The organism is Veillonella sp. oral taxon 158, from assembly GCF_018376515.1.
Taxonomy (GTDB): Bacteria; Bacillota; Negativicutes; order Veillonellales; family Veillonellaceae; genus Veillonella; species Veillonella rogosae.
On sequence record NZ_JAHABE010000015.1, the window covers coordinates 1 to 23,559 of the forward strand.

At 40.1% G+C, this 23,559-nt stretch carries 20 protein-coding genes and 3 tRNA genes; 2 read left to right on the top strand and 21 right to left on the bottom strand.

The annotated features are described in order from the left end of the window. Positions 1-275: 275 nt before the first annotated feature. The 14 genes from KH364_RS08330 to KH364_RS08395 all read right to left on the bottom strand — a co-directional run bounded on the left by KH364_RS08330 (position 276) and on the right by KH364_RS08395 (position 12,670). Positions 276-351: transfer RNA gene (locus KH364_RS08330), tRNA-Lys, on the bottom strand. Positions 352-355: 4 nt separating this feature from the next. Beyond that, positions 356-430, bottom strand: a tRNA-Gln gene (locus KH364_RS08335). A 24-nt stretch (positions 431-454) separates the two neighbouring features. Further along, positions 455-530: transfer RNA gene (locus tag KH364_RS08340), tRNA-His, on the bottom strand. A gap of 216 nt (positions 531-746) precedes the next feature. Continuing rightward, entirely contained in the window at positions 747-1,586 is an 840-nt protein-coding gene (gene speE, locus KH364_RS08345; protein ID WP_273299313.1) for a polyamine aminopropyltransferase, read from the bottom strand. Positions 1,587-1,669: 83 nt separating this feature from the next. Continuing rightward, positions 1,670-2,299 (bottom strand): hypothetical protein, encoded by a 630-nt coding sequence (locus KH364_RS08350; RefSeq protein WP_009350987.1) that lies wholly within the window; start codon positions 2,297-2,299, stop codon positions 1,670-1,672. 4 nt (positions 2,300-2,303) lie between these two features. Continuing rightward, entirely contained in the window at positions 2,304-2,738 is a 435-nt protein-coding gene (locus KH364_RS08355) for a peptidylprolyl isomerase (RefSeq protein ID WP_273299314.1), read from the bottom strand. After that, a complete protein-coding gene (locus KH364_RS08360; RefSeq protein WP_273299315.1) occupies positions 2,735-3,442 on the bottom strand; it encodes a tRNA threonylcarbamoyladenosine dehydratase in 708 nt (235 codons plus the stop codon). Before KH364_RS08360 ends, KH364_RS08355 begins: the two co-directional genes overlap by 4 nt. Then, positions 3,442-3,816, bottom strand: a complete 375-nt coding sequence (locus KH364_RS08365; RefSeq protein ID WP_273299316.1) for a VOC family protein — start codon at positions 3,814-3,816, stop codon at positions 3,442-3,444. Before KH364_RS08365 ends, KH364_RS08360 begins: the two co-directional genes overlap by 1 nt. 79 nt (positions 3,817-3,895) lie before the next feature. Further along, on the bottom strand, positions 3,896-6,979 hold the full coding sequence (locus tag KH364_RS08370; protein ID WP_273299317.1) for an SMC family ATPase: 3,084 nt from the start codon (positions 6,977-6,979) through the stop codon (positions 3,896-3,898). Beyond that, the gene (locus KH364_RS08375) at positions 6,980-8,350 is read right to left on the bottom strand and encodes an exonuclease SbcCD subunit D (RefSeq protein WP_273299318.1); all 1,371 of its coding nucleotides are present in this window, start codon (positions 8,348-8,350) and stop codon (positions 6,980-6,982) included. A 159-nt stretch (positions 8,351-8,509) separates the two neighbouring features. Then, the gene (locus KH364_RS08380) at positions 8,510-9,346 is read right to left on the bottom strand and encodes a deoxyribonuclease IV (protein ID WP_273299319.1); all 837 of its coding nucleotides are present in this window, start codon (positions 9,344-9,346) and stop codon (positions 8,510-8,512) included. Between the two features lie 142 nt (positions 9,347-9,488). After that, positions 9,489-9,908, bottom strand: coding sequence for a Fur family transcriptional regulator (locus KH364_RS08385; protein ID WP_009350985.1), 420 nt, complete (start codon positions 9,906-9,908; stop codon positions 9,489-9,491). A 171-nt stretch (positions 9,909-10,079) separates the two neighbouring features. Beyond that, positions 10,080-11,651, bottom strand: a complete 1,572-nt coding sequence (locus tag KH364_RS08390; protein ID WP_273299320.1) for a DEAD/DEAH box helicase — start codon at positions 11,649-11,651, stop codon at positions 10,080-10,082. Between the two features lie 623 nt (positions 11,652-12,274). Beyond that, positions 12,275-12,670 (bottom strand): hypothetical protein, encoded by a 396-nt coding sequence (locus KH364_RS08395; protein WP_273299321.1) that lies wholly within the window; start codon positions 12,668-12,670, stop codon positions 12,275-12,277. 275 nt (positions 12,671-12,945) lie between these two features. Between KH364_RS08395 and KH364_RS08400 the strand changes: the two genes are divergently transcribed. Beyond that, the gene (locus tag KH364_RS08400; RefSeq protein ID WP_273299322.1) at positions 12,946-13,521 is read left to right on the top strand and encodes a hypothetical protein; all 576 of its coding nucleotides are present in this window, start codon (positions 12,946-12,948) and stop codon (positions 13,519-13,521) included. Between the two features lie 69 nt (positions 13,522-13,590). On the opposite strand, the gene KH364_RS08405 is transcribed toward KH364_RS08400, so the two are convergent. The 7 genes from KH364_RS08405 to recQ form a co-directional block, all read right to left on the bottom strand. Then, complete coding sequence (locus KH364_RS08405) at positions 13,591-14,055, bottom strand: hypothetical protein (protein WP_273299323.1); 465 nt, start codon at positions 14,053-14,055, stop codon at positions 13,591-13,593. A gap of 92 nt (positions 14,056-14,147) precedes the next feature. Further along, positions 14,148-14,303 (bottom strand): hypothetical protein, encoded by a 156-nt coding sequence (locus KH364_RS08410; protein ID WP_273299324.1) that lies wholly within the window; start codon positions 14,301-14,303, stop codon positions 14,148-14,150. Positions 14,304-14,447: 144 nt separating this feature from the next. After that, positions 14,448-15,932, bottom strand: a complete 1,485-nt coding sequence (locus tag KH364_RS08415; RefSeq protein WP_273299325.1) for an aldehyde dehydrogenase family protein — start codon at positions 15,930-15,932, stop codon at positions 14,448-14,450. Between the two features lie 238 nt (positions 15,933-16,170). Further along, positions 16,171-18,450 (bottom strand): Tex family protein, encoded by a 2,280-nt coding sequence (locus KH364_RS08420; RefSeq protein WP_273299326.1) that lies wholly within the window; start codon positions 18,448-18,450, stop codon positions 16,171-16,173. Next, positions 18,450-18,941, bottom strand: a complete 492-nt coding sequence (locus KH364_RS08425; protein ID WP_273299327.1) for a dihydrofolate reductase — start codon at positions 18,939-18,941, stop codon at positions 18,450-18,452. The genes KH364_RS08420 and KH364_RS08425 overlap by 1 nt, the downstream gene beginning before the upstream one ends. Positions 18,942-19,014: 73 nt before the next feature. Then, on the bottom strand, positions 19,015-19,806 hold the full coding sequence (locus KH364_RS08430) for a thymidylate synthase (RefSeq protein WP_273299328.1): 792 nt from the start codon (positions 19,804-19,806) through the stop codon (positions 19,015-19,017). A gap of 115 nt (positions 19,807-19,921) precedes the next feature. Next, positions 19,922-21,787, bottom strand: coding sequence for a DNA helicase RecQ (recQ, locus tag KH364_RS08435; RefSeq protein WP_273299329.1), 1,866 nt, complete (start codon positions 21,785-21,787; stop codon positions 19,922-19,924). A gap of 265 nt (positions 21,788-22,052) precedes the next feature. Here recQ and putP point away from each other — a divergent pair, with 265 nt between their 5' ends. Next, positions 22,053-23,540 carry a sodium/proline symporter PutP gene (gene putP, locus KH364_RS08440; RefSeq protein WP_273299330.1) on the top strand — a complete coding sequence of 496 codons (1,488 nt, stop codon included), beginning with the start codon at positions 22,053-22,055 and terminating at the stop codon, positions 23,538-23,540. Positions 23,541-23,559 lie beyond the last annotated feature (19 nt).

The window sequence follows — 23,559 nt, forward strand, 5'->3', positions numbered from 1 at the left end:
ATTATGGTTGGTTTTGACTTTGTCAAAACCCGCACTCTGGCATATGTTCAATCGTATTGATTGATTACCTATCATTGTTCAGTTTTCAAAGATCTGTTACGTTAGTTCTAAGCCCTAACGACTTGTATAGTATATCAATCTATCCTTAAATCGTCAACCTCTTTTTCAAAGATTTTTTCAATTTATTTTTCATAGATTTTATACTTACAATCATAACCAAATACTCTATGAATAGAGATAGAAAACTCACAAACCGAAGTTTGTGAGTTTTAATTTGGTGACTCACCCGCGACTCGAACGCGGGACACCCTGATTAAAAGTCAGGTGCTCTGCCAACTGAGCTAGTGAGTCATGTTGGCAGGGGTGGCTGGGATCGAACCAGCGCATAACGGAGTCAAAGTCCGTTGCCTTACCACTTGGCGACACCCCTACAGTGATTATGATGTGTAGGTTATGGGGTGAGTAGTGGGGATCGAACCCACGCGTAACGGAGCCACAATCCGCCGTGTTAACCGCTTCACCATACCCACCACCTTGTAGGTATCGAAGACGTTGTCTTCGTAACAAAGAGAATTATATCTTTTCTAGAGGTTTGTGTCAACACCTTTTTCTCAATTTCATTTAACTTTTACAATTGAAAATAAAAAACGTATTTCCTCTAATATAAACTCTTTTCCTCATATAAATAAGGAAGCAATTCGTAAGCTAATGCCTAACGAATGGTGCTCCCCTATTATACATATTATTTACTTACTTGGCAAATAGTTTTTTACAAAATTTGGTAATGCAAAGGCAGCCTTTTGAATTCCCTCATTATAGTACTTAGTTTCAAAAGTTTGCTCACGATTAGAAGTCCACTTTAATGGGTCAAATGTTTTGGAGCCCAACGTAAAGCAATGCATACCTGCCGGATACAATGGAATGAATGCTGTGTACAAACGAGCAATTGGGAAATGATTATTAACATAACCGAATACTTTTTCCACTAACGGTTGATGTAACATAGGAGATTCTGTTTGTTGTACAAACAAGCCGTCTTTTTTAAGAGCTTTCAATGTATTCTTATAGAACTCTTCAGTAAATAGACCTTCACCAGGACCGATTGGATCGGAGCAATCTACGATAATTACATCATAGTAATCTTCAGCTTCAGCCATAAAGCCAATGCCATCACCGATTTTTACAGTCAATTTAGGGTGGTTTTCAATCATTGCTTCTGCGATAGTTGGTAAGTATTGTTTAGCAAGTTCCACAACTTTACCATCGATTTCAACCATGGTCACTTCTTTTACGCAGTCGTGACGTACACATTCTCTGGCTACGCCACCATCACCACCACCAATGATCAACACCCGTTCAGGGTTTGGATGCAAGAATAAAGGAATATGGCTCATCATTTCATGATAAATAAACTCTTCTCGCTCAGAGGTTTGGAATACACCATCTAAAGCAAGCATCATACCATACTCTTTAGACTTGAATACTTCAATTTTTTGGAACTCAGACTCTCCTGAATATAATACTTCTTCTGCTTCAGCACTGAGACGTAAATGAGGTGTTTGTTCCTCAGTAATCCATTGACTCATGTAGTACCTCCTACTATGTATACTACAATACGCACCGTAGAATCCTACGATGCGTATGTATATTACGTTAATTACTCTATTATTTAACCTTTACGGCTAATATAACAGAAACCACCACCTAAAATGGTATCTTTCATCCAATTCGCCAAAGAGAAATCACGGATTTCACCTTCATCAAAGATGCCACAGCGAATATCATCGCCATCCATAAAAATCTTGTGAATTGGAACCCAATGCCATGTGTAAAGAGCCTTTTCTTTCCCCTTATGACGATTCAAAAATGCAACGGGCACATCTTGTGCCAATGCATCATGAATAAACTGAGCTGCTGCTTCCACCTCTACGCGAGAAGCACAGAAAGGAGACACATTTAACATATGTACATCATATGACAAGCCTTCGTCTTCTAATAAACGAACTAGGCCTCGTTCCATCCATTGCGTTTTATAAACACCACCACCAAAGCGTGGCTTTACATATTTCCAAACTAAGTTCATCCGTTCTAAAGCAAGCGTTTGATCGGATGTGGTTTCTAAATCTAATAAGCCATCCCTAAATAGCGAATAACTCAAAACTTGTGATGCCGATGTAGGACCACAACCAGAAAGGCGTTGCCACTCATCTGCGAACCACTCTTGGTCGTAACCATGTGACGTTTCACCGTTTACATCGATATATAGCCACTCCGGATGTTTAATAGATACATCATTCATGAGATTAACCTTCGATTACTTCAACAGTTTCCATGATAGCACCTTGGTGGATACCATCAACTACGTCCATACCTTCGATTACTTTACCAAATACTGTATGTACACCATCCAAATGAGGTTGTGGTTCGTATACGATAAAGAATTGGCTACCGCCAGTGTTAGGACCACGGTGAGCCATAGACAATGCACCACGCTCATGTTTGTGAGGGTTACCAACTAATTCATCTTTAATTGTGTAACCAGGACCACCTGTACCATTGCCATTAGGGCAACCACCTTGAGCTACGAAACCAGGGATTACACGGTGGAAACGAAGACCGTTATAGAAACCTTTGTTAATTAAATCTACAAAGTTTTGTACTGTGCCAGGTGCTTCTTTTTCAAATAATTCAATTACGATATCGCCGCCGTCAGCCATATGGATTTTTGCTTTTTTCATTGTTCAGGTACCTCCAAAATTGTACGCAGCACATGGGCTGCTAATATAAAACCTGCCACTGGGGGCACAAAACTACATGTTCCAGGACTTGTTGCTTCGCCTCGGAACTGTGGTTTTGTCGGTTTTTCTGTAGAAAATAAAACTAATTGTTTTTTTATGCCCCGCTTTTTTAACTCCCGACGCATAACGCGCGCCAAAGGACATGTATGAGACTTATTGATATCTGCAATCATAAGCTTTTCTGGGTAAAAGCGATTACCGCCGCCCATACAAGAAATAACAGGGATGCTTTCACGTTGACAAACCTCAATAATATTAAGTTTAGCCGTTACCATATCGATGGCATCGATCACATAATCAACGTTTAAACTTTGAATAAAACCAGGATAGTTTTCCTCAGTATACATAATATCATGAGTTTCTATCACTACGTCAGGATTAATAGCTAACGCTCGCGCCTTTGCCACCTCTACCTTACGCTCACCAATCGTGTCATGAGTCGTAATCATTTGGCGGTTCAAGTTACTAGGTGCTATAGCATCACCATCAATAATGACGATGCGCCCTACACCGGCTCGTACTAGCGCCTCAAGGGCACCACCACCAACGCCACCGACACCAAAGAGTGCGATAGATGTATCCTTTAATGTTTGGATCTTATCTGGTCCAACTAACCACTCCAAACGGGTTAACATATATTCCATTAATATTTACCTGCCGGAATGATTTCTGTCCAATATCCATCTGGATCTGCTACGAAATAAATGCCCATGTCAGTATTTTCATAGGTTACAACGCCCATTTCTTTGTGCTTTTTAAGAGCTGCTTCGTAGTCATCTACATAAAACGCCAAATGGAATTCATTGTCCCCTAAATTATAAGGGCGATCCCAGTCGCGTAACCATGTAAGTTCTAATTCATGCGCTGTATGTGGACTTTTTAAATATACTAAAGTAAAAGCACCACTTGGATCCTCCAAACGGCGAGATTCCTCGAGTAATAAAGCTTCTTTATAGAATGCTAGACTTTTATCAAGATCCTTAACATTTATATTATTGTGAGCAAATGAAAACTTCATAGGACCTCCTTTTATAAATACAGTATGTTTTTGTAGGAATTATCCTCTTTTAATAGTATCACATTTTATAATTCTATAGCTAGTTAATCACAAATTTTGCCGTACTACCATCATCACCACGTGTGACCTCTAAGTGGGCAGGTATACGAGTTTTCAATTCTGGTACATGGGAAATCATACCGATGAGGCGTCCAGAAGATTGTAATTGTACCAAAGTTTCCATGGCAAGTTCTAATGTATCTGGATCTAAAGTACCAAAGCCTTCGTCGATGAACATCGTATCCATATGAATACCACCAGCATAACTTTGAATGACATCGGCTAGGCCCAAGGCAAGGGCCATCGACGCCAAAAATGTTTCACCACCAGACAATGTATTCGCCGGTCTTGATTGACCTGTGAAAGCATCCATAACTGCCAAATCAAGGCCTTGTTTGCCTCGTCCACCACCAGTATAGTCAGACCGTTCCAAGGAATAGCGACTACGACTCATCTTTTGTAGTCGTAAATTGGCTGCATACACAACTTCATCTAATATGGCACCTAGTACATATCGTTCAAAGGTTACATTTTTAAAGCCTTGTTCCCCGCCATTAGCGAGGTCATTAAGACGACTCAAGAATTCTACTTCATTACGAGCTTCACCCATAGCTACGTCTAGCGCTTCTAATGATGCTAATGTAGTCTCAATATGTTTCGTCTCTTTATCCCATGCCGCTAAATTACCTACTAGCGTATCTCTACGCTCTACCGCTGCATCATACACCTCATCACTTACTGTAGCACTAGGTTCAGCTATAGATTTCGCTACCTTTAACGCCGCATCATATACAGCTTGAGCTTTATTGAAAGCCTCGTCTAATGCATGTAGTTCAGCTCTAAAGGTATCTAAGGCCTTATAATCACCTAACGCATCTATGAAATCAGCTTCACATAAAGAAGTCGCTTGCAATGACTTTGTATAGTCCTTATAGATTACATCAAGGTTGTTAGTTTCTTCTTGCACTTGTGCAGATAAGGTTTCTAGGCGCCCCCGCTTAGCATTGAGCTGTTCTCGAGCAGCCTCTAAATTTCTTTCACAAACCTCCATTTGCTCATCGTATGCGTTAATTTCAGTCTCTAACGATTCGATCTGTTTACGCCATGCATCAAGATCTGTAGTTGGCAAGATTTTAGATAAGGCATCAATTTTAGCTTGCACAGAACTAAGCTGAATCTCTAAATCATGCAAGCTTTCAAGTAATTCCTTATGAGCCATCTCTAATTTCGCTAATGTTTCTTTGGCCCCACTCAGTTTATCCTCATTTGTAGCTATAGTTTTGCTCAACTGTTCAGTATCGCTACGCAAAGCTGTGAGCTGCTCCATTTGGGCTAGCAAGTCTTGTTGAATAGAGTCAAATGAGTCTTCCGAAAAACCATTAATCAATGGTGTAAGTTTAATAACTTGTTCTTTAACTTCCTCATCTAACTCATGTAAACGAATAACTAACGTTTCTTTCTGACCAATTTCGCTAGCCTGCTTTTGTAGCGCCCTATCTCGTACCGCACGAGCCACGTCTATTTCCTCTTTTGTAGGATACAACTCAGGTTTGGATGCTAACTGTGGATGCTCGGTAGAACCACATACAGGGCAAGGCTCATTATCTACTACCAAATGGACAAGTTCAAATGCTCGCCCCTCTGCCATCAAATGTTCTAAACGCTCAAGCTGGACCTTCGAGCTCTTTACAGATTCATCTATAGCCGCTAAAGACCTGTCTTTACTATCAATATCGTGTTGAATCTTCTGTTTCTGTCCTAATAATTCAGAATATCGTTGTAACTGACTCAATTGTTCTTGGATACGAGGAATACCCTCTAAGTCTTTACTATTAGCTTGGAACTGTTTTCTCGCTTCAACTAACGAAACCTCTAAATCAGCTACTAGCTTGTGCTGAGCCTGCAACTTAGCTTCACTTTTCTCGTGGTCTTGTGTTTTTAACTTGCTCTTTAATGTGGTCAATTCTTTATTTAGCAATGCTAACTCATCAAATTTCTCTGACTGTTGTCGGAGTTGCGCCAACGTAGTCCTATTAGCTTGTATAGTTTCAGAGTGAGATGCTAACACTTCATGGGCCTCTGTACATTTAGACTCCTGTTGCGATGCAATTTCCACACCTTTTTTCGCATCTGAAAGTGCGGTTTCTAAGGTTTTTAACACACACTGTTTATCACTAAACTGTTTATATAGCTCATAGCTTGGAGTTAAAGAAGTGAGGAACTGAACCTTTTCACTTAATTGCTCCCGCTCAGATTCTCTTACTTTTACCAAGTCTAATTTCGATGTGGCCTCAACAAGAGATTCTTGTGCCTGATTATATACGGCCCACTCCTTACGCAATACATTGAACTGCTCCACTTCGGTAACAGCCGCATCTCGCTTTACAACAAGTTCATCACGATAGGGCTCTCTATTCGCTAACAACTCACGTACATGTTGGGCCGTCAGCACTGGAGTATCCCCATCATGAGAAATAGACTGTATCAACGCGGCTTGTTTTGTCAGATTTGCCTCAATGCCTGCTTTTGCGTCATCATAAGCGGCTTTGAGAGCCTCTTGTAATTTTCGATATAGCTCCGTTCTAAAGAGAGTGTGTAGTAACTCCTCACGCTCACTAGTGGAGGCAACTAATAATTTTCGGAACTCCCCTTGTGGCAATAATACGACTTGTAAAAACTGATCTTTACGAAAGCCTATAATGCGTTGAACTGTATCGCGAATGGCAGCGGCAGAGGTGGCGATAACTTTCCACTCCCCATCTTTCATTTCGTATACAGTGGCACTAGCATTCTGTTCACGCATACCAGTACCGCGTTTTTTAGCTACCAATTGTTTTGGCAATCTTTCAACACGATATTGAGCCTCACCGATAGCAAATGAAAAGTCAACGCGCGTCATACGTTCAGGTTCTGCAAAATCACTGCGGATAGCATCTGTTTTTCGCACTTCCCCACTAGGTTCGCCATATAAGGCATACACCATAGCATCTAGTATAGATGTTTTCCCTGCCCCCGTAGGACCAGAGATAAGAAACATGGAGTGATCTTGGAGCGCACTAAAGTCCAAAGTAACCGAATCGCGGTACGGACCAAAGGCTTCTATAGTTAAAGATATAGGCTTCATTTAGTCCTCCTTTAGAATTCGATCCCATACAGAGTTGATGTATTGTTGCTCACGCTCTGTTAATGGTTCTTTCCACACGGTTTCGGCAAATTGATTAAATAATTCACGCTCGTTTAATTCTTTAAAAACTGCATCCCCCATGTCAGCCATAGGCGCCGCCACGCGACCGACTAGGTCAATTGTCATACAGCGATGATAGACTTGGCGCAATTTAGCCATCCCATCCATAATAGGCATTGTATCAAGCAATCGGGCCTGCACATAATCGTCTTTATGCTTAGCCTGTAACTCCTTATTGTTTAGTAAGTCATCAAAATAGCCTTCCAATATTACAACGTCGCGCTTCGCCTCTACAGGAATAGTGCTAATATCTACATTACCTTTTGTATCCATATCAATGATGGTAAAAGACTTCTTCTGCGTATGCTCATCAAAGGAATATTTTAAAGGCGATCCGCTATAGCGAATATAGTCTGCCCCCATTCGTTGCGGGCCATGTAAATGTCCAAGAGCTGTATAGTGAAAGTCTTTAAAAACTTGAGGATGTACTTGTTCACTGCCACCGACAGACAATGTGCGTTCAGAACCACCTACTTCACCGCCCATGACAAAGGCGTGACTAATAGCAATACTACGCATCCCCTTTGGCACTTGATTCCGTAAATGGTTACTCCAAGCCTGATACATTTGATCATAATTATGTAGATTTAAAGTAATCTCATTATTTTGGTCTATGTTTTGTTCTAATGTGTCAAAGCTTTCTATTTCACCAGACTTCGCATCGCCCATATCAACACTAGCAAACAAAGAGTCCCCAACAACATCTATAGATGCTTTTTTAGATTTAGACCGCTTAGATTTCGCTTTAGTCTTAGATTCTACTTCTCCCATATTCTCTATATATTGAGTCGTTTCCAAAGAAGGGGTCCCGAAACCTAACCCTAATGCATCGCCAATGCGACGCGGCTCACTAAAAGGCATAGGGCAAATGGCCACTTTACCATCCACACCATCAAATTCAAAGGGTTGTAATGCATGATGAGGGGCTCCCCAAATATGGATTCCTGATTGACTTAACATAGAGCGTCCCACCTCAAGGCGTTCTGCCCCATCGTGATTACCACTTACCACGAAGAGTGGCACCTTATAATCCATGGCGAGACGAGTAATAATAGAATCCCACAACTCAACAGCTTCAATAGGTGGCACCGCTCTATCAAAAATATCCCCTGCTAGCAATATGCCATCAATTTTTTCATCTTTCAAAATAGTAAAGAACTGATTCTCCAATACATGAGCTTGGTCATCTGTTAAGTACTGACCATAAAAAATACGTCCTAAATGCCAATCGGCAGTGTGTAAAAAACGCATTTTATCCCCCTTCCAGTTCTCCTCAAACCTTACATAAAGTAGTAATATTTGCTAACGCAAGCCCGTACCACTCATAATTTTAGATTCAAACACTAACCATAAAACAGTATCAAGCATGTTACATAATTATTATATAACTAAATTAAGGGTTTAACTTAATTATTGATTCTCTACAATAGAGCGCAACATAGCAATTTCTTTTGCATATCCATCGAGTTCGTTTGGCGTTTCCAAATAGAACGGCAAGTTCGTCAATTTAGGATGTGTCACAATACGAGCGATAGCATCGATACCAATGTGACCTTCCCCGATTTTTTCGTGACGGTCTTTATGAGCACCCATAGGATTTTTAGAGTCATTTAAGTGAATAGCTTTCAAACGGTCAAGGCCAACGATGCGATCAAACTCGTCAATAACACCATCAAGGTTATTGACAACATCATAACCACCTTCGTGAATGTGACAAGTATCTACACAAACACCCATGTATTCTTTTAATTTAACACCGTCGATGATGCGAGCAATTTCTTCAAAGCGAGAGCCGATTTCTGTACCCTTACCTGCCATGACTTCTAAGAGAACTGTCGTTTTCATGCCAGGGAATAAGATTTCATTCAAGCACTCCACGATATATTCGATGCCTTGGTCTACACCTTGCTTCACATGGCTGCCTGGGTGAAAGTTATACATTTGGCCTGGTAAATATTCCATACGCTCTAAGTCTTCTGTCATGGCTTGCTTTGCAAAGGCGCGCAAATCTTCTTTTGCTGCACATGGATTATACGTGTAAGGCGCGTGAGCTAACAAGGTACCAAAGTTATGTTCTTTCATATATGCATCGAGGCTATTCATATCCTCTACATCGAGGGCACGCATACTACCACCACGAGGATTGCGTGTGAAGTATTGGAATGTATTGCCTCCAATTTTTGTAGCTTCTTTCCCCATGTTTAAATAACCTTTGCTAATTGATAAGTGACTGCCGATGACAAACATAATACTCCTTTATATATGATTCTAAAATCTTATTGCTAAATACTTATGAAATACTAATTAAATACTAACTAAAACGATGCCATTAGAAATAACTAATAAAACCCCTACCGTGAAGGAGCCCTTCATCGACAGGGGTTATCTATTAATGGCTTTCTTTTTTTGCACACTCAGGACATACACCTTCAAAGGTAATATGTTGACCTGTAATTTGGTACTCGCTACCTTGATCTGCAATCATTTTAATAGCTTGCAAATCGATACCCATCATATCTTCTACCTTATTGCAACGAACGCAACGGATATGAGAGTGAGCTTCTGTGTCCCAATCGTAATGAGCGCGCTCATCACCAACTTCTAAAATTTTTACAAGACCGATTTTTTCAAAAATCTCCATCGTCTTATACACTGTAGCCAAGCTCATGCTTGGATGTTCAGGGCGCAACGTATGATACAACATCTCTGCTGTTGGATGATCATGATGACCACGCAATGCATCATAAATCGCAATACGTTGTGGGGTTACTTTAAACCCTTGGCTACGCAAAATTTGTGCGATATCCATAATAATCTACCTTTCTCCACTTGGAAATCTATAAGGCATAGGTCATTATCGACCATTTACAAGAAATAATTATTATTTATTATATCAAAATTCTCAATACTTATCAAGATAGATAGTATTAACTATTAAGTAATAAAAAATGTGGATTACTAGTAAGCAATCCACATTCTATTAGTCTTTAAAGTAAGGTTTGAAACCTTCACCTTGATGACGAGGTTTTCTATCACCACGTGGACGATCAGATCTACGGTCATCTCTGCGGCGGTCATCACGACGTTCACCTCTGCGGTCATCACGGCTACGACGAGGGCGGTCATCGCGACGACGATCTCCGTCACGGCGGCGATCACCATCTCTACGACGGTCACCATCACGACGGCGGCGGTCACTACGGCCACCTTCACGGCGACGGCGTACGCGTAATGGTTTTTCTTCTGTAATATTTACAGGAGTCGTATCTGGTTCTTTTGTTAACAATTTAAGAGCCGCTGCCAACAATGTTACGGAATCTGTATCATTCAACAATTCCTCTGCACTTGTTTTGAATGGCGCTAATGCTTCTAAATTATCTGTCATTTCAACGAGGCTTTCAATTGCCAAACGTTGTTGACCTTCAAGAACTTCACCTAAGGAAGGTGCACGGCGGCGTGCGATTTTACGTTTTGTTAAACGCTCGATAGCATGTAAATGCTCCATTTCACGAGGGATAACGAACGTGAAAGCTTGACCAGCTTTACCGGCACGGCCTGTACGACCTACGCGGTGCGTGTAGCTTTCAGGATCTTGAGGCATATCGTAGTTATATACGTGAGACACGCCAGAAATATCAAGACCACGAGCTGCCACATCAGTAGCCACGAGAATATCGATGGTACCTTCGCGGAATTGACGAATTACGCTGTCTCGTTTTTGTTGAGATAAATCGCCATGGATGCCTTCCGCCATGTAACCACGTTTCTTAAGACCTTCTGTTACTTCATCAACACGACGTTTTGTACGTGTGAAGATAATAGCAAGTTCAGGTGTTTGGATATCGAACAAGCGACAAAGAACATCGAATTTTTGACGGTCTTGCACTTCGATATAATATTGTTCAATTAAGTCCATCGTAACTTGAGTCGGTTTCATACGAATCAATGTTGGCTCTGTCAAATATGTTTCAGCTAATTGTTGGATAGCTTTAGGCATAGTTGCAGAGAACAACAATGTTTGATGGTCTTCTGGGATAGCACCCAAGATTTTATTGATATCATCAACAAAGCCCATGTTTAACATTTCGTCAGCTTCGTCCAATACCACAACTTTCACATGGTCAAAGTGGATAGAACCACGATCCATATGGTCCATCAATCGGCCTGGAGTGGCAACGATGATTTGTGGATTTTTTTTCAAGGCACGGAACTGACGATTAATATCTTGACCACCATAGATAGGTAGTGCTGTGATATTCGTGTATTGAGCCATTTTGTTAAGCTCTTCAGCTACTTGGATAGCTAATTCTCGTGTAGGGGATAAAATAACTACTTGAACGTGACGCTCATTCCCGTCTACGCGTTCCAATACAGGCAAGCCAAATGCTGCTGTCTTACCAGTACCTGTTTGAGCTTGACCAATCATGTCTTTACCGCTCATGGCTACTGGGATAGCTTCCTGTTGAATTGGCGTAGGCTCTTCAAAGCCCATATCGTTTAACGCTCTTAGAACAGGTTCGCTAATCATTAATTGTTCAAATTTTTCTAACATCTAAATGTGTTTCCTCCTATCGCGCACGAATTATGCGCGTTAGAATAGTATATCATATTTCGAAAGTGAGCGCTATAAAAGTAATTACAAGTCAAAACTAAATGTTCTTTCTTCTCTCTCTTAACTGTTCTATTAAAACGATTCCACCTGACACACAAAGGAAAACAAGGTATGATAAATGAATAGGCATATACAAACATTCAACAAGAACAACCCATAGAATCAAAATTAATTTAGAAATCCATTTCGTTGTTATTCTATCAGCTATCATAAATATAGATAAATTGATAATTATTTTAATGATTATCGCAGCGATTATAACGATTGACGTAAATTCTTCTCTATAATCTGTCAGTTCATATAAGGGATATAATAAATAACTCAATAGAGCACTAAGTATTATTAAGATCCAAATATTTAGTCCCTTCAAAAGATTAGATTTACTATAGTAAAAGACTCCAACTAAAAGAAAGAGTAAAACACTAAGTAATATTCCTATAACTAATAGATAATCTAAATGAATCATAGTTTATACTGTCCTTTAATCTTTTTAATAAAAAAATGATTCCATAATCTCTCACTCAAAACAACACCATATAAAAAAATCTAAAGTGATATATTTACTACTTAAAGAATATATCTTTAAATGCATAAGCAGAGCCTAAAGCACCGAATAATATTGAAGCAATAGCAATAATCCCACGTTTATAATACAAACTGTCTCGCTTTTGGAAAAATCCTGTACACATTATAAAAAGAACAAAGAATCCCCAACCCCCTCCAAATCGTGACATAAACTCATAATCTTTATAGACTAAAAAGTTAAGGTTTAACAGTAATATACTTACAATTGCAATTGCACATAAATACTTGGTTAAATTACCAAAAGCCCTATGTCTTTTGATATATTCATACTCTTCATCAATAACACATTTACTAATTTCAAGTTTATATAACCCTATAGATAACGACATAGATATAAACACAAAAAAATATCCCAACATTTCAAGTTTTTTCATTTTTTACCAGTCTCTTTTACAATACACTCTTAGATGTCCTTAATTATAACATATGCCAGCTCTACACTTATAAGATACTGATGCACAAAAAAGGCACCTCGTTCGAGGTGCCTCGTTGTTATAGTTTATAGGAGAATTGTATGGTATTAATCAACTATATAAGTAAAAATATGTTTTAGGTATAATATAATTAAAAGAATATACTCCAAAATAACGCCAATAATTAAGCAATTATGATTTACTGAGCTTTCTAAAGTAGTATAAAAGGAATACCAATGAAACCATTTACTCTTAAGAGATTTGTATTACTACCGTTGATTATACTATCCCTCATACTAACAACGGGTTGTCATCTTCTATCACATTACAGTGAAGAGGAAGTTCAACAATATATAAACAAGGATTATCCTAATCTAACATATCAATTGGAGGCACAAAGAAACAATACATGGCAAGTCACCTTTGACAAGTATCCCCAAATACCCATTGAAATATCTGAAGTCATGCACACCTCTGCACCTGTTGTACCACAAGTTGATCGAATACTAATAACCAACATTCCGTTGATAACAGCATTTCCATTAATGAAAAACTATCTAACGGCAGAGGAGTTATCCTATGCCACATATGATACATCTTCTTTGTATATTGAAATGCCTATCCCCTATTCAGCCATACAAAACCAAGATGTAACAAACTTTTATAATCGCATGGATCAATTCTGCAAAGAATATGCTAAAACATATCCAGATTTCAAAAAAGAGATATTTATTAGGATTATCATAAAACCTGCTGATGGTTCTGATTCGCCGGAAGAATATAGAAGAGTATTCCGTTTATCCCACTATTAATAAAAGAGGTGCCGCCTGAGGGGCACCTCTTTTACTTATGAAACGATTAGTCAAGACTATATAGCATAGCTATTTGATTTCATAAAAAGTTTTTCTCTCATAATCATATCCTATCGTCCACTCTGCTAAAGACACCGGAATATCCTTATTATCATAATCTTTACCTCTCCAAATCGCATTATCTCTAAAGTAACTAAGTCCATTTTGAACTAATTTGGTTTCTAAGCAGAATTCACCTGCCAAGCTTAGATTATTTTCTAAAAGTATACCTCTTACTATTAAACATTCATATTCCCAACCTTCATAATTTAAGTACTCAAAATATCGCAACGCAATTTGAGCATCCCACAAGTCATTTAGAACCATAACTTTAAAGAGAGTATTTACTACTTCATACTCACTAGATATATAATAATCATTTATTAACAAAAATCTATATATCTGCTCTCCTTCATCTGCATTAACTTTGCCAGAGCTCAAAATATCTTGTAAATTATTCATTTTTAACATTTTACTTATTCGAAATTGATCCATAATGATGCTCCTCATTGCAACTACAGTCAAAGGATATAATTTTATACTTCTTATTCCTACCCAGTACAAATACTCTTCACTATGTATTGATTCTATTCACTTAAATATTGCCTTAAGGTTTGATTTTCTAATGGCCCTAATTGTAGAGCCTTCCTATTTTTAATCGCATCAATAGCTAATGCTTCAAAAGTATCTTTATCAAAATCAGAAAACTCATTAAAGGAATTAAACACTCTCTTAAAATTCATAATAGCCCTCTCTAAACAACACGATTATGGCTACAATTATAGCATACCGTATCCTTTCACAGATAATAAGCTATTGATAAGCACAAAAGAGGCACCTCCAAGGAGGTGCCTCTTTGTTATAGTTTATAGGAGAGTTGAATTTTATTAATCTAAGTCGTAGAAACCAGATGGTTTATCGCTCAAGTTAATAATGATGTTTTTCATTTGAGTGTAGTGTTCAAGGATAACTTTGTGAGTTTCACGGCCGATACCAGATTGTTTGTAACCACCAAATGGTGCGCCTGCTGGGATGGAGTTATATGTATTTACCCACATACGACCTGTTTCGATTGCTCGAGCTACGCGGATTGCACGGTTGAGGTTTTGTGTAAATACGCCGCCGCCAAGACCGTATAAGCTGTCATTAGCTTGTTCGATCACTTCTTCTTCGCTGTGGAACTTAATTACAACAGCTACAGGGCCGAAGATTTCTTCACGAGCTACGCGCATATCGTTTGTAGCATCTACGATAAGTGTAGGTCTAATGAAGCAACCTTTACCAAGTTCGCCGTCAGTAACGCGTACACCACCAGCTGCAACGCGAGCACCTTCTTCTTTAGCAAGTTCTACATAGCTAAGTACTTTCTCAACTTGTGCTTCGTAAATCAAAGAACCAAGTTGTGTAGATTCTTCCCAAGGTAAACCAACTTTTACTTTATCAAATAAAGCGGAAAGTTCAGCTACGAATTTATCATAAATTGTATCTTGTACGAAGATACGGGAACCTGCGCAACATACTTGACCTTGGTTGAAGAGGATGCCGAGCATTGCCCCATCAAGAGCTTGTTTCCAGTTTGCATCTTCAAAGAAGATATTCGCAGATTTACCACCTAATTCCAATGTAGCAGGAATCAAGCGTTCAGATGCTGCTTTATATACATCAAGACCTACTTCTGTAGAGCCTGTGAAAGCAAGTTTGCTGAAGCCAGGATGATCAAGGATATATTGACCAGATTTAGAGCCTTTACCAGTTACGATATTTACAACGCCTGGAGGCAAGATTTCTTTCAAAATATCGCCTAATACTAAAAGGCTAAGGGATGTATGGCTAGAAGGTTTGATAACAACTGTACAACCTGCTGCAAGAGCTGGTGCCAATTTCCAAGCTGCCATTAGGAATGGGAAGTTCCAAGGCACGACTTGACCTACAACGCCAATCGGTTCGCGAACGATGAGGCTCAAGGTATTTTCATCAAATACTTGTGCAGAGCCTTCTTCGGAACGAAGTACACCAGCGAAGTAACGGAAATGGTCAGCGCCAAGTGGAATATCTACGTTCAAAGTTTCACGGATTGGTTTACCATTGTCATATGTTTCAACTTGTGCCAAGTACTCTTTGTGAGCATCAATAGCGTTAGCAATTTTTAACAAGTAATCAGCGCGCTCTACTTGAGATACTGTTTTCCAAGTTTTAAAAGCTTCTGTTGCAGCGTCTACCGCTTTATCAACATCGTCTTTCGTAGCCTCTGCACAGATAGCGAGTTGTTCGCCATTAGCAGGGTTATATACATTGAATTCAGCGCCGTCAGATGCAGCTACCCATTCATTATTAATTAAAAGTCCAAATCTTTCTTTAAGGTTCAAGCTCATAGCATTACCTCCTATTTAGGAACATATATTGAGGAAGATCTCCTCTGTAATTTCATCATACGACTTATATCTAAATTTTTCAATAAGGTATGTCATTTTTGATATATCTGTTCTGCATTATTATACATAGTTTTAAGTTATATAGAAAAACCGCACCCTCAAAATCCATAGAGAGTGCGGTTTTGTGTACAATGACTTTTAGTCAAGGGTATTTCTCAATAATACAATCCAATTGATACTAATTGTTTTGTCGACCACCATTATTACGGTCATTATTACGGTTATTGTTACGATCGTTGTTTCGACGTTGACCGTTGTTATTTCTATTGCGGTTATTATCGTTATTCTTTGGCTTTTCTGGTTGTAATGCTTTGACAGATAAACCGATACGATTACGCTTTACATCAACAGAAATAATTTGAGCTTCAATAATATCGCCTACAGCAAGCACATCAGATGGATGCTGACGGCTGTTACAAAGTTCACTACGATGCAAAAGACCATTCGTTTTGAGACCAAAGTCTACGAAGGCACCAAAATCAACTACGTTGTGAACGGTACCTTTTACAACAGTTCCAACTTGAATATCTTCAAGGCTTACTACATGTTTTCTAGTAAGTGGTGCTGGCAAATCTTCACGAGGATCACGCCCTGGTTTTGCCAAAGCTCCTAAGATATCTCGTACTGTTGGTACACCCGCATCAAGTTTTGCGGCCATTTTTCCGGCATCAACAAGTGGTAATTTCACTTGTAATGCTTCCAATTGTGCTTTATCTTGCAAATCTTTTAAGGTAAAACCTAATTCACCAATAATGCGTTCTGCCAATTCATAAGACTCAGGATGGACAGATGTATTATCTAGTGGATTTTTACCGTGTTGTAAGCGAAGGAAGCCCGCACATTGTGTGAACGCTGCAGGACCTAAGCGAGGTACTTTCAACAATTCTTTACGGCTTTTAAATACACCATTCTCTTGGCGGTATGCAACGATGTTCTTAGCAACCGTACTAGAGATACCTGCAATATGTTGCAAGATAGCTGGAGATGCTGTATTGAGTTCTACCCCAACGTGGTTTACTACAGTTTCAACGACTTGATCTAATGTATGGGTCAATTGTTTTTGGTTTACGTCATGTTGGTATTGACCTACGCCGATAGATTTTGGATCGATCTTAACAGATTCAGCCAATGGATCTTGTACACGCCGTGCAATGGATACGGCACCGCGTATGGTTACGTCTAAATCTGGTAATTCATCGATAGCCAATTTGGAAGCAGAGTACACAGATGCGCCTGCTTCATTGGTGATGATGTAGTGGCAATCTAATTTTTCCTCTTCAATCATAGTGGACGCAAACTGCTCTGTTTCGTAGGAGGCAGTACCATTACCAATGGATAAGAGGGTAACCTTAAACTTGCGAATTTTATCAGCCAACACCTTTTGTGCTTCTTTGCGGAGCTTTTCACTATTTGTTAAATAGTAGGCACCGTAATCTAGCACATTACCTTGTTGGTCGATAATAGCCATCTTACAACCTGTACGGTAACCAGGGTCAAGGCCCATGATAACATGGCCTGCCAAAGGTGGTTGTAACAATAGGTTTTTAAGGTTTACACCGAATACCTTGATAGCTTGTTCGTCCGCATTTTCCGTCAATTCATTGCGGATATCACGCTCTAAAGCGGGGAAGATAAGACGTTTGTACGCATCTGCTACGGCCGCTGCTTTATAGTCTGCGAAGATAGATTTTGAATTTTTCTCTAACTTTTGCACCATGTACGCTACATAGGTATCACCAGGCACAGTAAGAGCTAATTTCAAAGCACCTAATTTTTCACCGCGGTTAACCGCCAAGATACGGTGAGACGGCATTTGACGAACAGGCTCGGCATATTCTGCATATTGCAAGAATTGTTGTTGGACCTCTTCATCACCAGTTAACTCAGCTTGAATAAAGCCTTCGTTCCACATCTTTTTACGCAAGTACGCACGGAAGTCTGCACTATCACTAACAATTTCCGCTACGATATCAGAAGCACCTTGAATAGCATCCTCTGGTGTTGGCACCTCTTCCGTTACAAATTCTTTAGCAATCTCTAACGGATCACCAGAGGTCACTGTATCGTTAAGGATCATTTCCGCTAACGGCTCTAAGCCTCGTTCACGGGCAATCATGGCGCGTGTGCGTTTCTTAGGACGATACGGTAAATACAAATCCTCTAATTCTTGAAGTTTTGTAGCAGCCTCTAAGGCTTTCATCAGTTCATCAGTCATCTTTTCTTGCTCTGTAATAGAGGCAATGATTTCTTGACGACGTGTTTCCAAGTTGCGCAAATATTTAATGCGTTCTTCAATGGTGCGCAATTGCTCATCTTGCAATTCGCCTGTTACCTCTTTACGATAACGCGCAATAAATGGCACCGTATTGCCTTCGTCCAATAATTCTACGGCAGCTTGCACCTGCTTTGGCTTAACATTTAATTCACTGCCAATAATGGCAAACATTCTTTCACTCATTAAGATGCCTTTCTGCGATAGGTAACAAAACGATGAGGATATTTGTTCTTTTCATCCACCGCGCCGTCTACTACGGAATCAATGGTGAAAGCTTCCTCTGGGAACTCTGGGAAAAATGCATCCCCTTCAAATTCATGGTCTACTTCTGTAATGTACATCGTATCCACGTAAGGCAAGAAAGCCTCATATACTTGAGCACCACCGATGACATAGGCCGCATCAAGAGCACGTGCTGCTTCTGCAGCCGCCTCAGGACTATGGAATATCTTAACCCCTTCTGGCGCATCAAAGCCCTTATCACGAGTAATCACCCAGTGCTCACGATTTGGCAACAGGAACGGCAAACTTTCAAAGGTCTTACGTCCCATAATGATGACATGACCTGTAGTTTTCTCTTTAAAGAATTTCAAATCATTCGGCAAGTGCCAAATCAAGGTATTATCTTTACCGATCACACGATTATGTGCTACGGCTACGATTAATGCTAACATACTGGCCTCTTTCGATTAATACTATATGGCAACAGTCATACATATGATTCCATTTAGCAATGGTCATGAACTTCTATACTGCAACAGTCATAGACAATTTACCTAGATGTTCATATCCATCTAATGTAACGTCCTCTGGTGTGAAGTCATAGAAGTCTTTTACTTCAGGATTCACAATAATTTTTGGAGCTGGCAACGCTTGATCACGACGTGCTAACTGCTCGCGCAATGCTTCTACATGGTTTTCATAGACATGAGCATTATTGATAACATGAGTAAATTTACCAGGTTTGAGACCTGTTACTTGAGCGATCATACATTGTAACGCTGCATATTGAGCGGTATTGAACGGAACGCCAAGGCCCATATCGCCACTGCGTTGGATGAGCATGCAGTTCAAGTGTCCATCAGCTACATCCCATAATGTTTCATACGCACATGGTTGCAATGCCATATCATCTAAATCTTCAATATTCCACAATGTAACAATCATACGACGGCTATCAGGATCTTCCTTGATAGTCTTGATGAGATTATCAAGTTGTTTGTACTTTGCAATTTGGTAACCATAGGCCTTACCAATGGTACCATCTTCACGCATCCACTCATCCCATACGCGCACGTTCATTTCTTGTAATTTACGTACATCGTTAGACTGCATTTGCCAAATCCATAACAATTCTTTTACCGCCGTTTTGAAAGCTACAAATTTTGTAGTTAAAATTGGGAATTCCTCTTGCAAGTCAAATTGCATAATTTGATGTGGCAATTTATAAGTTGCAATACCGGTACGGTTTTGACCATACGTGCCATGTTCTAAAATATTTTCAATAATACCGAGGTATTGTGTATCTGCTAGACTCATATGTCCCCCTAAATCTATGTATAATACGTCGAATAATACTAACCTTATATCTCACAATATATAGTACTATCATACTAAAAAATACATAGTACTACCATATATACAGTAAAATTTATTATCCCTTATATTCTGCAATGGCCTGTAAAAAACTGAGGCCATATTTTTTCAATTTTGCTTCCCCTACACCCTTAACATTGCCAAACTCACCTAATGTAGTGGGTCGTAAATTGGCTAGGTCAATAAGTACTGTATCGGGGAAGATAAGATATGGTCGAAGCCCTGCCTCTTCGGCTAAGCGCTTACGATGTTGTCGTAAATGTTCAAATAAACCACCCGACCCGGAACTAGATTTTCCTCGTGATGTAGTAGATGTAGACCGACTAGTTCTAGATGGTACAGACACATGTTGCCTGATTTCCTCCACCTCTTTATGCCCAGCGAGGACCTCCTCAGCGCCTGCCGTCAAGGATAGCACAGGATACTTACCTGAAGAGCTACGCAAATAACCAGAAGCGACAAATTGTTGTATGAGGCCCTTAATCGATTTCTCGTCTACATTACTTAATAAACCAAATACAGGGAGCGCATCGTGGCCTGCTCGCATAATACGGTCAGTTCGCTCACCGCGCACAATAGAGGTAATCATAGAAGCACCATAGCGTTCATCAGTGCCCATAATAGCACGGAAGATAGCCTTCGCCTCTTTTGTAACATTGACCTTATCACCGGAGCCTTTACAGGAACTACAATTATCGCAAGTAGTCCAAACGGTACCTTCACCAAAATAGTTAAGCATATATTTACGTAAGCAATTACTGCAGAAACAGTAGTCAATCATAGACTGTAATTTACGGAGTTCCACCTCTTGTCGCTCAGGCGTCTCGATGGACTGTTCAATCAAATACTTATGAACCTGTACATCCTGCCCACTGTAGAACAAGATACATTCTGCAGGAGCCCCATCGCGACCTGCACGGCCCGCCTCTTGATAGTAGGACTCCATGTTGCGCGGCATTTGGTAATGTAACACATAGCGCACATTACTCTTGTCGATGCCCATCCCAAAGGCATTAGTAGCCACCATGACCTGTAGTTTATCATCTGCATAAGCGTTTTGCATCTCACGGCGCACCTCATCGCTGAGACCTCCATGATAATGGCCCACCTTAATACCTGCACGGGTTAGATTTTCATACACTCGATCTACATCCTTACGCGTCGCACAATAGATAATACCATTTTCGTTATCATGTTGGCGCACATAGTGAACCACATAATCCATGCGCTTTGGTGTACGGATGACAGAGAAGGATAAATTAGGCCGATCAAAGCCCGTTACGTACACATTAGCCTTGTCTAATCCTAATAGTTTTTTAATATCATTTTCTACATATTTCGTAGCCGTCGCTGTGAAAGCCCCTACAATAGGTCTTTTAGGCAGTGAGTTGAGCCACTCACCGATGAGGCGATAGGACGGTCTAAAGTCATGGCCCCACTCAGAGATACAATGGGCCTCATCCACAATGACTTGCGCAATAGGCAACGCTCGCAATACATTACAGAAGAAATTAGAACCTAGTCGCTCCGGCGCAATATATAAGAGTTTAATCTTACCGCTACGCACTTCGTACATCGTTTTATTAAACTCCGCTTGCGTAAGCGTACTATTGATGAGCGCCGCAGGAATGTTCTGCACCAAAAGACCATCTACCTGATCTTTCATAAGAGAAATCAGTGGAGAGAACACGATAGTAAGACCTGGCTTACAGAGTGCAGGTATCTGAAAACAGATAGACTTACCAGCCCCCGTCGGCATGATGCCAATTACATCTTCATTGCGTAATAAGGATGCAATGGGAGCCTCTTGAGCCGGTCTAAAGGAGGTGTACCCAAAGTAAGTTTCTAGCATGCGTAGTGCTTGTTGTTTTGTCACAACTGGTTGTTTTAGATATTCTTGTTTTCTTGTCCCCTGTTGATCCATGAGTACCTCCTTTCACGTGTCATTTTTCCATTCTATTATTTTATCATATTTCGAGTATTTTCGGTTTATTAGTATATACGATTTATAGGCTAACCGTCTAATGCCCAAGATGAAAGTATATGCTTAAAATTCGTATAGAAATTAATAGAATCTCACAAAATTTTTACACTCTAAAGTGCTAATATATGATACAATAAGAATTATTTATAATACTATAGAATGAAAATTTAACCTAAAATTTAACCTAAGGAGGTTTTATATAGTCATGACACAAGACAACTTAATGATTATTATCGCCTTTGCCTTATACTTAGGACTCATGATGTATATCGGGGTCTACTACTATCGCAAATCGAACAGCATCGGTGATTACATCCTCGGTGGCCGACAACTAGGCCCATGGATTACAGCACTTAGTGCAGAAGCATCAGATATGAGTGGTTGGATGCTTATGGGTGTTCCAGGCCTCGCGTATACAACGGGGATTTCAGGAGTATGGATTGCCGTAGGCCTTACGTTAGGTACTTGGGCAAACTGGAAATTCGTTTCTAGACGCTTGCGTAACCATACTGAGGTAGCTAGTGACAGTTTAACTTTACCGGACTATTTGAAAAATCGTTTCCACGATCAATCTCATTCGGTAGCGGTTATCTCCGCCCTATTTATCTTGATTTTCTTCTTGATTTATACATCATCGGGCTTTGTGGCAGGGGGCAAGTTATTCAATACCATCTTTGGCCTTGATTATACCGTATCCCTCTTCATCACCGCAGGCATCGTCGTTTTCTACACCTTCCTCGGTGGTTTCCTCGCTGTATCTTGGACGGACTGTATTCAAGGGGCATTGATGTTCTTTGCCATCTTAGCAGTACCGATTACAGCAGCCATGTTCATGGGCGGCCCTGTAGAAACATTCCAGCTCATCCAACAGGAGTTTCCTCAAGGTCTTAACTTATTTGGTAATCCATCCGATTGGTTCACTTGGGCTATCGGCTTAATCTCTGCTCTCGGTTGGGGTCTAGGTTACTTTGGTCAACCCCATATCCTCGTAAGATTCATGGCCATCTCCGATGCGAAAGAGTTAAAAAAATCTACGAATATCGCCATGGTATGGGTTATCTTATCCCTTATGGCAGCTATCGCAGTAGGCCTCATCGGTCACGTATACATGTTACCAGATAAACTGGTAGGTACTGATGCGGAAACAGTGTTCCTCATCATGACAGAACGTCTCTTTACTCCATTTGTAGCAGGTCTCATCTGGTCTGCAGTACTCGCAGCTATCATGAGTACTGCCTCTGCACAATTGTTAGTAACAGCTTCCGCTATTGCTAATGACTTCTATGCAAATATCATTCATCCTAAAGCAAGCGATAAGGAGCTTGTACTAGTAAGCCGTATCGTAGTACTTATCGTAGCATTGATTGCCATCTATATGGCAATGGATCCAGATAGCTACATCTTAACAATGGTTGCCTATGCATGGGCAGGCTTTGGTGCTGCCTTTGGTCCAGCCATCTTGTTCTCCTTGTTCTGGAAGCGAATGACACGTCATGGCTGTATCGCTGGTATCGTAGTTGGTGGTTTAACAGTACTGATTTGGAAACAATTTGAATTCCTTGGTCTATACGAAATCGTACCAGGCTTCCTCTTCTCTTCCATCGCGATTTACGTGGTGAGTATCATGGATAAGTTACCGCCTCGTCCAGTTCTTAAGGACTATAAAGAAGCAGAGAAAATGCACGTCCTATAAAACAGAACACATAAAAATA

What these genes read in the sequence shown, in the direction of transcription:
- speE (WP_273299313.1), bottom strand. Translation starts at nt 1,586, where the DNA reads ATGAGTCAATGGATTACTGAGGAACAAACACCTCATTTACGTCTCAGT.
- KH364_RS08350 (WP_009350987.1), bottom strand. Translation starts at nt 2,299, where the DNA reads ATGAATGATGTATCTATTAAACATCCGGAGTGGCTATATATCGATGTA.
- KH364_RS08355 (WP_273299314.1), bottom strand. Translation starts at nt 2,738, where the DNA reads ATGAAAAAAGCAAAAATCCATATGGCTGACGGCGGCGATATCGTAATT.
- KH364_RS08360 (WP_273299315.1), bottom strand. Translation starts at nt 3,442, where the DNA reads ATGGAATATATGTTAACCCGTTTGGAGTGGTTAGTTGGACCAGATAAG.
- KH364_RS08365 (WP_273299316.1), bottom strand. Translation starts at nt 3,816, where the DNA reads ATGAAGTTTTCATTTGCTCACAATAATATAAATGTTAAGGATCTTGAT.
- KH364_RS08370 (WP_273299317.1), bottom strand. Translation starts at nt 6,979, where the DNA reads ATGAAGCCTATATCTTTAACTATAGAAGCCTTTGGTCCGTACCGCGAT.
- KH364_RS08375 (WP_273299318.1), bottom strand. Translation starts at nt 8,350, where the DNA reads ATGCGTTTTTTACACACTGCCGATTGGCATTTAGGACGTATTTTTTAT.
- KH364_RS08380 (WP_273299319.1), bottom strand. Translation starts at nt 9,346, where the DNA reads ATGTTTGTCATCGGCAGTCACTTATCAATTAGCAAAGGTTATTTAAAC.
- KH364_RS08385 (WP_009350985.1), bottom strand. Translation starts at nt 9,908, where the DNA reads ATGGATATCGCACAAATTTTGCGTAGCCAAGGGTTTAAAGTAACCCCA.
- KH364_RS08390 (WP_273299320.1), bottom strand. Translation starts at nt 11,651, where the DNA reads ATGTTAGAAAAATTTGAACAATTAATGATTAGCGAACCTGTTCTAAGA.
- KH364_RS08395 (WP_273299321.1), bottom strand. Translation starts at nt 12,670, where the DNA reads ATGAAAAAACTTGAAATGTTGGGATATTTTTTTGTGTTTATATCTATG.
- KH364_RS08400 (WP_273299322.1), top strand. Translation starts at nt 12,946, where the DNA reads ATGAAACCATTTACTCTTAAGAGATTTGTATTACTACCGTTGATTATA.
- KH364_RS08405 (WP_273299323.1), bottom strand. Translation starts at nt 14,055, where the DNA reads ATGGATCAATTTCGAATAAGTAAAATGTTAAAAATGAATAATTTACAA.
- KH364_RS08410 (WP_273299324.1), bottom strand. Translation starts at nt 14,303, where the DNA reads ATGAATTTTAAGAGAGTGTTTAATTCCTTTAATGAGTTTTCTGATTTT.
- KH364_RS08415 (WP_273299325.1), bottom strand. Translation starts at nt 15,932, where the DNA reads ATGAGCTTGAACCTTAAAGAAAGATTTGGACTTTTAATTAATAATGAA.
- KH364_RS08420 (WP_273299326.1), bottom strand. Translation starts at nt 18,450, where the DNA reads ATGAGTGAAAGAATGTTTGCCATTATTGGCAGTGAATTAAATGTTAAG.
- KH364_RS08425 (WP_273299327.1), bottom strand. Translation starts at nt 18,941, where the DNA reads ATGTTAGCATTAATCGTAGCCGTAGCACATAATCGTGTGATCGGTAAA.
- KH364_RS08430 (WP_273299328.1), bottom strand. Translation starts at nt 19,806, where the DNA reads ATGAGTCTAGCAGATACACAATACCTCGGTATTATTGAAAATATTTTA.
- recQ (WP_273299329.1), bottom strand. Translation starts at nt 21,787, where the DNA reads ATGGATCAACAGGGGACAAGAAAACAAGAATATCTAAAACAACCAGTT.
- putP (WP_273299330.1), top strand. Translation starts at nt 22,053, where the DNA reads ATGACACAAGACAACTTAATGATTATTATCGCCTTTGCCTTATACTTA.